Here is a 12,619-nt window from a genome sequence, read left to right on the forward strand (position 1 = left end):
TTGCAGACTTACTCCATTTCTACCGATGAAGTTTTTGTTTTTCCGGCTGCTTTCGCCCAACAAAGACTATGGTTTCTCAGCCTTTTAGCGCCCAACAATCCTTTCTACAACGTAGCTGCGGCGATTCGTCTAACTGGAAACTTAAATCTAACAGCGCTACAGCAAACCTTTAACGAAATAATCCGCCGTCATGAGGTTTTGCGGACAACCTTTGCAATGGAGCAAGGACAACTAAATCAAGTAATTGCAACGAGTGCAAGTATAAAGCTGAAACTTGTAGACTTGCAACATTTACCTGTAAATGAGCGAGAAACTACTGCAAGAAAACAAGCGATCGCACTTTCCCAGCTTCCCTTTAACCTTAGTACAGACTTGCTACTGCGAGTCACAGTATTTCAACTAGATGTCAACGACTCTATTTTGCTGCTATGTCTGCATCACATTGTTGCTGATGGTTGGTCAATTGGCGTATTACTCAAGGAAATTAGCGCGCTATACGCTGCTTTTTGGACAAATACTTCGTTATTACCTGATTTACCTATCCAATATGCTGATTTCGCCGCTTGGCAAAAACAAGAGTTACCAAAAATAATCGCGTCGCAACTACCTTACTGGAAGACACAACTTGCCGATTTACCAACTTTAAATTTGCCGTGCGATCGCCCTCGCAATCCCATTCCAAGCTATAAAGGCTCAACTTACAACTTTTTAGCCCTTCCAGCCAGCCTAAGCGAGTCTTTAGCAGCCTTCAACCAGCAAAGAGGCGTTACATTATTCATGACGATTTTAGCAGCCGTACAAACGCTGTTATATCGCTATACAGGACAAGAAGATATTGCTGTGGGATCTCCCATCGCTAACCGCAATCGCGCCGAGTTAGAACCATTGATTGGCTTTTTTGTCAATACTTTAGTCATGCGAGTTAATTTGTCTAGCAATCTTACCTTTGTTGAATTGTTAGCAAAGGTAAAACAAGTAACAATAGAAGCTTACGCCCATCAAGATTTACCCTTTGAAAAGCTAGTACAAGAACTTCAACCAGAGCGAGATTTAAGCAAACATCCCTTATTTCAAGTAGCGGTATCTCTGCAAAATACGCCCTTTACAGCCTTAGAATTACCTGGACTTACTCTAAGTCCCTTTGAGATTGAAAATGGCACAAGTAAGTTAGATTTAGAGTTGAATTTTTGGCAGAGTTCCGCCGGATTAGAAGCGCAGATAATTTATAGTACCGATTTGTGCGATCGCGTTGCAATCCTCCGCATGGCTGGACACTTGCAAACTCTACTAGCAGGAATTATCAATAATCCCCAGCAAACACTAGCCCAATTGCCCATTTTAACCGCCACCGAACGCCAACAGTTACTAATTGACTGGAATAATACCCAACAAAACTATCCTGATAAGTGCCTACATCAGATATTTGAGGAACAAGTAAATAATAATCCCAATGCGATCGCACTCATACACGATAACAATCAACTAACCTACCAGCAGTTAAACGAACAAAGCAACCAACTTGCCCATTACTTACAAAACCTAGGAGTTGCACCCGATGTACTTGTCGGGATTTGCTTAGAAAAGTCGCCGTTAATTATCGTAGCAATTTTAGGAATACTCAAAGCTGGGGGTGCTTATTTACCAATCGATCCAAGTTATCCTATAGAGCGATCACGTTTCATGTTAGAAGATTCGCAAATCACTATTTTACTAACTCAACAATCTTTGTTTACCGAGGATTGGGAGCATAAAGTAGTGTTTATTGATGATAAAGCGATCGCCCTTCAAAATAAATATAATCCTACAAACTCAGTAAAAGCAGCAAATCTAGCTTATGCAATCTATACTTCTGGTTCAACCGGACAACCCAAAGGTGTTTTAATCGAACATCGAGGACTAACTAATATAATCCACGCGCAAAGACAGATTTTTGACCTTAAGCCACAGCATCGAATTTTACAATTTGCCTCTATTAGTTTTGATGCGTCTATTTTTGAAATAGTTATGGGATTAGCTAACGGCGCAACGCTTTACCTAATTCCAGAGAAATCGCGCCTAGGAGCATTCTTAACTGCTTATTTGCGTCGACACGCCATTACCCATGCTACCTTGCCTCCGGCGGTGCTAAAAACCCTCATCCCAGAACAATTACCAGCGTTACAAACCCTAATTTTAGCGGGGGAAGCTTGTACGGGAGACGTGACTATATGGGCAAAAGGGAGACGTTTATTCAATGCTTACGGACTAACAGAAACAACTATTTGGTCTACCATGGCGGAGATTGGGGATAGTATTTCGATTGGAAGTGCGATCGCCAACACTCAACTTTACGTCTTAGACTCTAATTATCAACCCGTCCCTATAGGCATTCCCGGCGAATTATACATAGGTGGACTAGGAGTAGCGCGAGGCTATCTCCATCGTCCTGAATTAACAGCTAAAAGGTTCATTCCTAACCCCTTTGTAGAGACGTTGCAGCGCAACGTCTTATTACCACAATTCTTATATCCAATTAGCAACGTCTCATTACCAAAATTTTACAAAACTGGTGATTTAGTCCGCTACCTACCCAATGGAAATTTAGAATTTTCAGGTCGCCAGGACGAACAAGTAAAAATTCGTAGCTACCGAATTGAGTTAGGAGAAATTGAAAGCGTCTTATCCCAACATCCAGCAATTCAATCCACCGTAGTAGTTGCGAAAAAAAATGCTGATAGTAAACAATTGATAGCTTATATAGTCTTCCAGCCAAACTTAACTCTTTCCCCTACTCAACTGCGGGACTTTCTCAAAGCAAAATTACCCGATTATTCTATCCCTTCAGCTTTTATCGTTTTGTCATCGCTACCCTTAACACCCAACGGTAAAATAGACCGAAATGCCCTAAAAAGCTCAAATACCACTACACACAAATCTTTTGTAGCGCCTCGTAATGCAACAGAATCAACCCTAACAACATTTTGGGCGGAAACTCTTAAACTTGAACAAGTAGGAATACAAGACAGCTTTTTTGAATTAGGTGGAGATTCATTACTAGCAGTTGCGTTATTAGAGCAAATAAACCAGCATTTTAAGCAAAACCTACCTTTATCCGCGCTTTTGGGTGCGCCAACCGTCGAACAATTCGCACCCAACATTGAAAAAAACTATACTTGGTCGCCTTTAGTACCGCTTCAACCTCAAGGTGCTAAAACCCCATTTTTCTGCATTCATCCGATTTTCGGCGTTGTTTTACCTTATTACGAATTAGCAACCCATTTAGGCAAAGACCAACCATTTTACGCCCTGCAACCCTGCGGTTTAGATGGTTTGCAGCCACCATTAACCAGCCTTGAAGCAATGGCAACTTATTATATTAAAGCCTTACGTCAAGTTCAACCAAAAGGCGTGTATCAACTAGGTGGCTGGTCTTTTGGCGGTTTAGTTGCTTTTGAAATGGCGCGACAATTGCACCAAGCAGGCGAAACCGTAAGTAAACTTGCAATTTTCGATACTCTTGCACCCATACCCAACAATCAACCGTCATTTTGGGATAGTTTAAAATTTCTTGTCACCACCGTACCCCAATCTATATATCCTTACTTGCTAGATTACTGGGAGTTAATTTGCGATGCTGCTAGTATTCCCAGCACTTTTGAGCAAATTTTCTCTCCGCACTGGTGGACTTCATTGCTAGAAAACGCCACAATTACTCACCTTTTCCCCCAAGAAACTAGATTACGAATGCTAGACGAATTAACAATTGAACGAATAATGAGGATTTTTTGGGCAAATAGTCAAGCTACATTAAATTATTCACCCCAAAGTTACCCAAATGCGATCGCACTATTTAAAAGTAACGAACCCTTAACCACCACTGACACAACTTTAGGCTGGAGTCAACTAACAAGTTCTGTAGGATTACACTCTATACCTGGCAATCATTTAACCATGCTCAAAAGTCCCAATGTCCAAGCATTAGCCCAAGAATTGAATAAGTATTTGACCTCTTAAATCTTATTATGCGATCGCCCTAAAAAAGGCAACCTCTAAAACTATTTCTCCTGATTTTCCCCCCTTAAAAAGGGGGGTTAGGGGGGATCTCCCCGCACAACTAACTACCAAACCATCCTCTCAAGCAAAACTTCCTGACTTGGCAAAGTCGCCTTTAAGCGAGACAATAGTTAATACGTCTCCCGTTAATTCTCAACCTGTGAACACTGTTCGTACTGTTTCCGATACCAAAAGGTCATTCTACTCTACTCACACTCGCCCGATAAACACTATTTATCGCCGCGTGGTTGAGGAATTAATGGTAGAAACGCACTTGCTCTCTGTCAACGCTGATTTTAGCTACAACCCCATATATGCGCTAGGTTTTGTTACCGCCTACGAGCGCTTTATGCAAGGCTATCAACCAGAACGGGATAAAGAATCAATTTTTCAAGCTTTGTGTCAAGCTATCAATACCGATCCTGATAAACATCGCCAAGATGCCGAACGCTTGGGAAATTTTGCTAAAGGTTTATCATCTCAAGACTTGACTGCATGGTTGAGTGGTGAAAAGCCTGTAGATGGTTATAGCGATTTGCAAGAGCAAATCAAAGAAATTGCCAATAATCCCAAATTCAAATACAGTCGTTTATTTGCGATCGGTGTATTTAGTTTACTAGAATTATCCGATCCAGAATTAGTTAAAGATGAAACTAAACGCGAAGAAGCTTTCAAGCAAATTTCCAGCAGCCTACACCTACCCGAAGACAAACTCAACAAAGACTTAGATTTGTATCGCGGTAACGTCGAAAAAATGAACCAAGCCTTAATTGTCATGGAAGATATGTTAGCCGCCGAGCGCAAAAAGCGGCAAAGAAAAGCCGACGAACAACAAGCTGCTCTTGCTGCTAAGTCTCCCGATAAACCCCAAGATACCGCATCTTAATTACAGGATATTTGTAAAAGTCGGCATTGCCAATTAAACGTAGGAATTTTTATGTAGAGACGTTGCATTGCAACGTCTCTACAATAATTTTGATTTTCCAAAATATTTTCACCCTTTTTTAAGGGGAGTCAAAAAGCGGTGTAGCTGAACCTGACCGCTTTGTTGACGTGGACTAGGGGGATCTCGTGCGATCGCATCATTCCAATTAACCCCTACTGTGGCATCATGACTTCAGCCTAAAGTTATGCTCAGTTAGGGGTTTTTCGCAAGTGAATCCAACGCGCAATTTTTTACAAGTTTTTCAAAGCCGCAAAATGGCAATTTTGCTATTCTTGGGTTTTTCCTCTGGTTTACCCTTATTTCTCACCAGCAAAACTCTACAACTATGGATGCAAGACGCGAAGATTGACTTAGGAACAATTACCCTATTTAGTTTAGTTGGCGTTCCCTACTCGCTCAAGTTTTTATGGTCGCCGTTATTAGACCGCTTTGTACCGCCATTTCTAGGACGAAGACGCAGTTGGCTCATATTAACTCAAATTGGTTTGGTACTTGCGATCGCAGCAATGGCATTACAACAACCCTCCCAAAACCTCCAATCCTTACAAATACTGGCAATTATCGCCCTAATTATTACATTTTTAAGTGCAACTCAAGATATTGCTGGCGATGCTTATAGAACAGATGTTTTATCACCTCTTGAAGCTGGCGCAGGTGCATCGGTTTGGGTGCTAGGCTACCGGATGGCGCTGCTTGCAACTGGCTTTTTGGCTTTAGTTTTAGCCGATTACATTTCTTGGAATGCCGTTTATTTATTCATGGCGGCTTTTATGGGAGTTGGCATAATTGCGACTTTATTTGCTCCCTCAGAACCAATGCTAGAAGGCGAACAACATACTGCACCTATATCAGCTAAAGACGGGATTTTTCTCTTATTATTTGCTTTACTCCTGGCGGGCTTAGTCGGCGGATTAATTACAGGTTTTATCTCTTTGCCTACATTATCTCTACTGATTGCAGGTCTACTCGTTTTTTGGATAGTTGCAGCTTTTGTATTACCGAAGCGGCTAAATAACGTCGGCGAAAGTCGCCCACCACAATCATTACAAGACGCGGTAGTTCTACCTTTTCAAGAGTTTTTCGGGCGTTTTGGAGTAACGCAAGCAAGTTTGATTTTAGCTTTCATCTTGCTCTACAAACTGGGCGACTCTTTGGTCGGAATTACAGCAAATTTATTTCTACAGGAGATCAACTTTTCAAAAACTGAAATTGGCGCAATCCAAGGTGGGATGGGCTTTTTTGCCACAACAATAGGAGTGTTAGCAGGAGGAGCTATTTTAACGAAAATTGGTATGAATCGCGCCTTGTGGATTTTTGGGATTCTCCAATTACTCAGTAACTTAGGTTATTATGCTCTGGCGGTTTTCGGAAAAAATTATTCTCTGCTTGTCTTAGCAATCAATATCGAGAATTTGTGTGCAGGTTTAATTACTGTCGTCACTGTTGCCTATTTGATGAGTCTTTGCAACCATAGCTTTACAACGACTCAATTTGCCTTATTCTCAAGTTTAGTTGCTATTAGTCGTGACATCATCTCAGCCCCCGCCGGACAAATAGCCGTTATGACAGGTTGGTCAACCTTTTTCTTGCTTTCGATTGTAGCAGCGTTACCAGGATTGTTACTTTTACCTTTTATTGCGCCTTGGAATTCGCCGCCGATTGCTATGGCAAAACCAGGATTAAATGATGATGATTATTAATAAATTAAGTTGTAAGATAAAAGAGAGCTTAACAATTCTTTAGCTAAGTTCTCATATTTTTTGCTTTCTACGGCTACCAACATGGCTATCTTTCGTCAATACGTGCTTCCCTTTGCGATCGTGTTTGTATTTTTTATTGCCCTTGTAGCAGTTAGCGCCCGGATATTTATACCTAACGATATGGCTGCACCTGCGCCAATTGAGGAAATCAATTCACCCCAAAAAGCAGAATTACAACTACCTCCAGGCTTATCAGTATTGGTAAAAGGCATCCCGGACGATTTGGCGCTGTCGGATCAATTCCGCATGACGATTAATTAAATGTGGTAATACAAGGTTACAAAGTTCAGGCTGGATCGAGTAGAGATCGGGCATTGCTAGTAAAGTTTATGCAAAAAACTTATCAAGAACTAGCCCCAAAACAAGATTTTTCTCATTTAGCCCTGACTGTAGAGCAGTATTTATCTAGAGAGACGCCTTTATGGTGGGTAAATGATAGCAATTCTCCGGTAGCTTGTCTGTGGGCAGGAAACGCAATAGATCAAATAACAGGCGATCCCATTGCTCACATTTTTCTACTCTATGTCGCCCCAGAACACCGCCGTAGAGGCATTGCTACAGCTTTGATCGGCTTAGTCGAAGCTTGGGCAATTGATAAAGGACTGCGCGCGATCACTCTACAAGTATTTCAAGCCAACAGCAGCGCCTTAAATCTTTACAATCAGTTAGGCTATCAAACTCAATCGCTATCGATGGTAAAACCATTGAAATAGATATACTAAACAAAGCTAACAGCTAAAGGTTGTGGTAGCTTGAATAGTTATGTATGACGACGAAGATTTAATCAGCTTACTTGAAGGGGAAGAATTAGAAAGTCCCCTAGATCACCTTGAACCGTTAACGGCTGAAGTTGAGGCGTATAAACCAAATCCTGACGCAATGTTAGCCTTGCTAGAAGATCCGCAAACCCAGCAAAGGATGTTAGCAGCACGGGCTTTTTGCGAATTAGAAGACAGACGCGCTACCCCTCATCTTATTCACCTTTTATCTGATACTTGCCCTTTAGTGCGAGTAAGTGCAGCTTATGCCATCGGGCGCAACCCCGACTCTAATGCGGTTCTACCGCTTATTGAGCAGTTAAACGTTGATTGGAATGGTTACGTCCGTAAAGGTATCGTGTGGGCGTTGGGAAACTGCCGCGATCGCCGTTCCTTAGTACCTCTAGCAGAGGCTTTAAAAACCGATATTTCTGCGGTACGGTTATGGGCGGCGAGTTCTTTGGCGCAGATGGCGGGAGTAAGTTACGAAGGGGTTGTCGGTGCAATCCCACCATTAATTGAAGCCTTAGTTAATGATCCTGTCGCTGCCGTCAGGAGCAATTGCGCGTGGGCGATTGGTCAATTGTGCCGCGAATTGCCTTCTAATGTTGTTTACGCCACAGCCATCGATGCTTTAATTCAAGCTTTCGCTGAAGATGAAGACTTGGGAGTCAGGGAAGATTCTAAAGCCTCATTATTGGGCGTTGGCGATCCGCGCGGCTTGCAACTAATCGAAACCTTGGAACAAGAAGGATGGTTTTAATAAACGTAATTCCCAAGGTAGAGACGTTGCAATGCAACGTCTCTACCGCAAAATTTATATTTCAAAATAAACAATATCCCAGCCATTGCCTTCTACAGCTACAGTCGCTAAGTAATTGGGTGCAGGAGCGAACGATCGCAGAAACCAACAATTTGCGCGAAGCCTCTCTGTTGCTACTGTTTGGTCAAAATCATCGTTACAAGCTGCCAAACCGTCGCCTACAGCCTTTAGATACGCTTCTTTGCGAGTCCAGTGATGAAAAAAGCCTGCGGGTTTTTGACTAGGAGTGAGAGCTTGAAAAATAGCATTTTCGCGACGAGAAAAGCAACGATTGGCAATTTGCTCGGCTTCCCTCATCGGGCGGATAAATTCTAAATCTATACCCAAATTGCGATCGCTCGTTATGGCGTACAAAGCTAAACTTTGAGAGTGAGACAAATTAAACCGTAATTGGGTGTCTTTAATTGCTGGCTTGCCATAGTGTCCGTAATCAAACTTTAAGCAATCGGCGGGTATCCCCAAATAGTTACTAAGAATCGTTCTTAGCACGCCACGCGCCACGATAAACCTCTGTTTATCTTGCTCAAAATGAAACCGATCCGCCCTCTTGCGCTCGTCGGCGGACAAAGTTTTAGCTAATATTTCTACCTTTTCTCTAGGCAAATCGAGAGTAGAGCGCCAAATGTGAACTTCATTTTTACTAGCTGATACCTGAGTTGGTGGCAAAACCCAATTACAATCGAGCATCGTTAGTTGATTGAATTTACTAGGCGATCGCACTAGGCAAGCAAAACCCGTGTAGAGACGCTATAGTGTAACGTCTCTACACCAAAATCTTTACTACTTTACGTCACTGGGAGCGATCAGAGCAACAAATTCTTCGCTTAAAGTCGAGTTAAATTGATTGGGTTCTGGTAACGCTCGACGATCAACTTTGCCATTAGAAGTCACCGGGAGAGCTTCTAGGACGACAAAAACCGATGGAATGGCGTATTCGGGTAGCTCCTCTTTAAGTAAAGCTTGTAGCTGCTCTATTAACTTATTTACAGTTTGTTTTTCTTCAGGATTATGCCAAAGTTGAACAGCCGTTGGGGCATAAGCTGGGATTGTCAAAATGTTGCTATGTCTAATAGGCTGTTCCCCAATTTTATTTTGAGATTGCTGAAAAAATTGCGAATCCAAAACCAAATAAGCAGCTAAATATTTGTCTCCATCAGCTACATTTTCACGAGCAACAACTGCTGTTTCTTTAATGGCTGGATGTTGACCAAGAGTTGCTTCAATGTCCTCTACTTCTATCCGAAAACCGCGAATTTTTACCTGATTATCCATACGCCCAATAAATTCAATCTTCCCATCGGGGAGATAACGAGCCAAATCTCTAGTTTTGTAAAGGTAAGAATTGGGTTCGTCGCTAAAAGGATTAGGCACAAAATTGTTTGACATTTGGGCGCGATTAAAGTAGCCACGAGCCAAACTTGCGCCACCAATCCACATTTCACCCATTACTCCCACTGGTACGGGTGTAATAGGGTCGCTCTTGCGCCGTAGCATGGGATCTAGCAAATATATTTGAGTATTAGCAATCGGTCTACCTATAGAAATTGGTGTGTTACCAAGCTCTATTTGACAAATGGTACACCAGCTTGTAACTTCAGCAGCGCCATACATATTCCAGACTGAGCCTACCTTCTCTAGTAGCTGATGAGCTAATCCTTTATTCAATGCTTCGCCACCACAGAGGACTTTTAGTTGTTTGTTTCCCTTCCAACCAGAAGCTAATAAACTGCGCCAAATACTCGGAATTGCTTGCATAACTGTAACGCCTGCTGCTAGGCTTTGGGCAAGCTCAATCGGATTTGCGGCAACTTCACGACTGACTAAGGCAATTTCTGCTCCTACTATGAGCGGTAAGTAAATTTCTAAGCTGGCAATATTAAAACTCATTGTCGTCACAGCCAGCATGACATCTTGTTCGTTCATTCCTGGTTCGCAACGCATGGAAGATAGAAAATTGACTACTGCTTGATGGCTAATTTGTACGCCTTTAGGTTTACCCGTACCCGAATTGTAGATAGTGTAAGCTAAGTTTTTGGAAGTAACGGTACTTTCTAGATTTTCATCGCTTAACAGCGCGATCGCACTTTCTTCTGCGTCTATTAGTATAATGTGTGCCTGATGCTGTGGTAGTCGCTCTAAGCAACCAATCTCTGTTAATACTACCGGAAGCTGCAAGTCTTGCAACATAAACGCCAAGCGATCGTAAGGATAGGCTGGATCTAATGGCACGTAAGCACCCCCAGCTTTGAGAATCCCTAGCAATCCCACAATTAAGTCAAGACTTCGCTCTAAGCAAATACCTACCATAATTTCGGGCGAAACCTTTGCTTTTTGCAAATAACGCGCAACTTTGTTCGCTCGTTTATTTAGTTCTTGGTAAGTTAGTTGCTTATTTTCACAACTCACAGCTATTTTATCGGGAGTTCTTTTAACTTGTTCCTCAAATAGTTGATGAATACATTGGTCTTGGGGATAATTAGTTTTTGTATTGTTCCATACTTTTAATAGCTGTTCTTTTTCTCCTGCCGCCAGTAAGGAAAGGTCTAAAACTTGCTCTTGAGTTGAAGAAAAATCGCGCCTAACATTATTCATAAATTGATTCCTAAACTTTTAATTAAAAATATCTGCAATTAAATTTTAATTTTTGCTATTTGATTGCTAATCATGGGATTTTTCCAAAGTTTTGGCTAATTATAAATATATCCCTAGTTTTATATTTAATTAATAACTTGAGCCTAATATTGGTTAGCTATGCCTACTTTCGTCAGTTGTTACCTTAGTTTTTTAGCAAACATTTATATCATTCTGCAATACGTATAAATACAGAAGTTTTTAAGCTGATTCATTTTTGAATAGCAAAACACCGTATTTGTTCCGATATATATTTTTTGATTAAAGTTGTAACAATTTAATATGAAGATAGCAAAGTTCCTACATAAAATTATTTAACTACAAATTTTAGTCTTAAGCAAGAAGCCGCCCAAAGACGGGATTTACAAACGAAGCCTTGCTCCTCAAAATAGCTGAAACTCTTGCATAGCGGGAACAAAATTTTTGTTTTCGTGGCTGGGACGACTAAGTTTAATTAAAGCAAATCGTTGTAAAGAGGTCAAATTTTGCCACTGCTGCATAGTTAAAGTTGCGCCGATTTCTTGAGTTTTTTCTTGCAAAATTGTGGGAATAATAGTATCGTCCATCCATTCAGGTTTTGCATCTATAGGCAAATCTTTCGCTATCTTACCCGTGTGTTTTTGCACTAAATAAAGCAACCTTTGGCGATAAGATTGAATCTCTGTTGTAGTTGTACAAGGTTGCAGGGTGATGGTTTGACGCTCTGCTTCGCTAAAATGACTCCAATCTGCTAGTTTGAGCTTGATTCCACAGGTATCTAGCTTGAAACGTACTTGCATAGGAATACAACGAAGACTATCGACAAAATCGGCTTCAAATTGAAAGAATGTCATAGTTTTAGCTAAAGAGATGGTTTAGTGTTGCTGTAGCGGACAATCCAATAACTAATCGATAAAGCAAAAATTGCGATCGCAAGTCCGATTAGTTGGATACCACTGGTTTTGCCTAAATCTAGAATAATCAATTTTCGTGCCACCGCAATTAAAGATGTAACTATAACTAATTCAACTTGAATAACGTTTTTTTCTAAATAGGCTGTAATATTTTCTAATAACTCTAGAGCAATCAAAACATTTAAAAATAGTCCGAATAACTCAATTAGTGTAGTATTAAAAAAACCAATAGGCTCTGAAAATAATTCTTTAAATAAAAGTACACCTAAATCGAATATAGCAACAGCAATTACCATTAACATCGCTATAGCCAAGAATTTAGACACAATTTTTTCTACGAAATGAACTAAGTTAAGAAAGTTCTCATCAGTACCCGCCGCTCGAAGTTGATTAAATAAGTTTCTTTGTCTCATAAAGACCTCGCGGGATGCGGGAAACCTAGTGGCTTTAGAGAAAGAAGGAGGAAAGCGGCGCGGGGGATTCTAATCCCCAAAGCATTTTTATGAGCTAGAATTATGTGATACCGCAGGGCTTGCGGGAAGGTATTACCTAAAGTCTGTGGAGCGAACATAAGACCAAAAAACTCCTTGAGAGTAGAGGCAGTTGCGAAAAACCAGTAATGGGAAGAAACAGAAACCTAATTCGTGAGTCTTAGGAATTTCAGTAACTTTAGTGCTGAGAGGATGTCAAAACGTATACCTGCGTTAAATTGCATAGGACGGTTGCTCTAATCTGATATCTCATCAGATTAAAGGGCGATCGCCCATAAAACAAGC

At 41.1% G+C, this 12,619-nt stretch carries 10 protein-coding genes; 6 read left to right on the forward strand and 4 right to left on the reverse strand.

The features are described from left to right. The 6 genes from C7B70_RS00200 to C7B70_RS00225 all read left to right on the forward strand — a co-directional run bounded on the left by C7B70_RS00200 (position 1) and on the right by C7B70_RS00225 (position 8,259). The gene (locus C7B70_RS00200; protein WP_106367065.1) at positions 1-3,993 is read left to right on the forward strand and encodes an amino acid adenylation domain-containing protein; all 3,993 of its coding nucleotides are present in this window, start codon (positions 1-3) and stop codon (positions 3,991-3,993) included. Positions 3,994-4,192: 199 nt separating this feature from the next. Beyond that, positions 4,193-4,918, forward strand: a complete 726-nt coding sequence (gene psb29 / locus C7B70_RS00205) for a photosystem II biogenesis protein Psp29 (protein WP_106367268.1) — start codon at positions 4,193-4,195, stop codon at positions 4,916-4,918. A gap of 314 nt (positions 4,919-5,232) precedes the next feature. Then, complete coding sequence (locus tag C7B70_RS00210) at positions 5,233-6,678, forward strand: AmpG family muropeptide MFS transporter (protein WP_106367269.1); 1,446 nt, start codon at positions 5,233-5,235, stop codon at positions 6,676-6,678. An 81-nt stretch (positions 6,679-6,759) separates the two neighbouring features. Next, the gene (locus C7B70_RS00215; protein ID WP_106367066.1) at positions 6,760-6,999 is read left to right on the forward strand and encodes a hypothetical protein; all 240 of its coding nucleotides are present in this window, start codon (positions 6,760-6,762) and stop codon (positions 6,997-6,999) included. A gap of 68 nt (positions 7,000-7,067) precedes the next feature. Continuing rightward, entirely contained in the window at positions 7,068-7,451 is a 384-nt protein-coding gene (locus C7B70_RS00220) for an N-acetyltransferase (RefSeq protein ID WP_199191969.1), read from the forward strand. Positions 7,452-7,500: 49 nt separating this feature from the next. Further along, positions 7,501-8,259 (forward strand): HEAT repeat domain-containing protein, encoded by a 759-nt coding sequence (locus C7B70_RS00225; RefSeq protein WP_106367068.1) that lies wholly within the window; start codon positions 7,501-7,503, stop codon positions 8,257-8,259. A 54-nt stretch (positions 8,260-8,313) separates the two neighbouring features. Here C7B70_RS00225 and C7B70_RS00230 read toward each other — a convergent pair whose 3' ends face one another. The 4 genes from C7B70_RS00230 to C7B70_RS00245 form a co-directional block, all read right to left on the reverse strand. Beyond that, a complete protein-coding gene (locus C7B70_RS00230) occupies positions 8,314-9,006 on the reverse strand; it encodes a 4'-phosphopantetheinyl transferase superfamily protein (protein WP_106367069.1) in 693 nt (230 codons plus the stop codon). 93 nt (positions 9,007-9,099) lie between these two features. Next, complete coding sequence (locus tag C7B70_RS00235) at positions 9,100-10,911, reverse strand: amino acid adenylation domain-containing protein (RefSeq protein WP_106367070.1); 1,812 nt, start codon at positions 10,909-10,911, stop codon at positions 9,100-9,102. A 422-nt stretch (positions 10,912-11,333) separates the two neighbouring features. Beyond that, the gene (locus C7B70_RS00240) at positions 11,334-11,783 is read right to left on the reverse strand and encodes a nitrate reductase associated protein (protein ID WP_106367071.1); all 450 of its coding nucleotides are present in this window, start codon (positions 11,781-11,783) and stop codon (positions 11,334-11,336) included. Positions 11,784-11,791: 8 nt separating this feature from the next. Continuing rightward, positions 11,792-12,256, reverse strand: coding sequence for a phosphate-starvation-inducible PsiE family protein (locus tag C7B70_RS00245; RefSeq protein ID WP_106367072.1), 465 nt, complete (start codon positions 12,254-12,256; stop codon positions 11,792-11,794). Positions 12,257-12,619: the final 363 nt, after the last annotated feature.

It is taken from the genome of Chlorogloea sp. CCALA 695, from assembly GCF_003003885.1.
Taxonomy (GTDB): Bacteria; Cyanobacteriota; Cyanobacteriia; order Cyanobacteriales; family Chroococcidiopsidaceae; genus Aliterella.

What these genes read in the sequence shown, in the direction of transcription:
- C7B70_RS00215 (WP_106367066.1), top strand. Translation starts at nt 6,760, where the DNA reads ATGGCTATCTTTCGTCAATACGTGCTTCCCTTTGCGATCGTGTTTGTA.
- C7B70_RS00230 (WP_106367069.1), bottom strand. Translation starts at nt 9,006, where the DNA reads ATGCTCGATTGTAATTGGGTTTTGCCACCAACTCAGGTATCAGCTAGT.
- C7B70_RS00225 (WP_106367068.1), top strand. Translation starts at nt 7,501, where the DNA reads ATGTATGACGACGAAGATTTAATCAGCTTACTTGAAGGGGAAGAATTA.
- C7B70_RS00220 (WP_199191969.1), top strand. Translation starts at nt 7,068, where the DNA reads ATGCAAAAAACTTATCAAGAACTAGCCCCAAAACAAGATTTTTCTCAT.
- C7B70_RS00245 (WP_106367072.1), bottom strand. Translation starts at nt 12,256, where the DNA reads ATGAGACAAAGAAACTTATTTAATCAACTTCGAGCGGCGGGTACTGAT.
- C7B70_RS00235 (WP_106367070.1), bottom strand. Translation starts at nt 10,911, where the DNA reads ATGAATAATGTTAGGCGCGATTTTTCTTCAACTCAAGAGCAAGTTTTA.
- C7B70_RS00210 (WP_106367269.1), top strand. Translation starts at nt 5,233, where the DNA reads ATGGCAATTTTGCTATTCTTGGGTTTTTCCTCTGGTTTACCCTTATTT.
- C7B70_RS00240 (WP_106367071.1), bottom strand. Translation starts at nt 11,783, where the DNA reads ATGACATTCTTTCAATTTGAAGCCGATTTTGTCGATAGTCTTCGTTGT.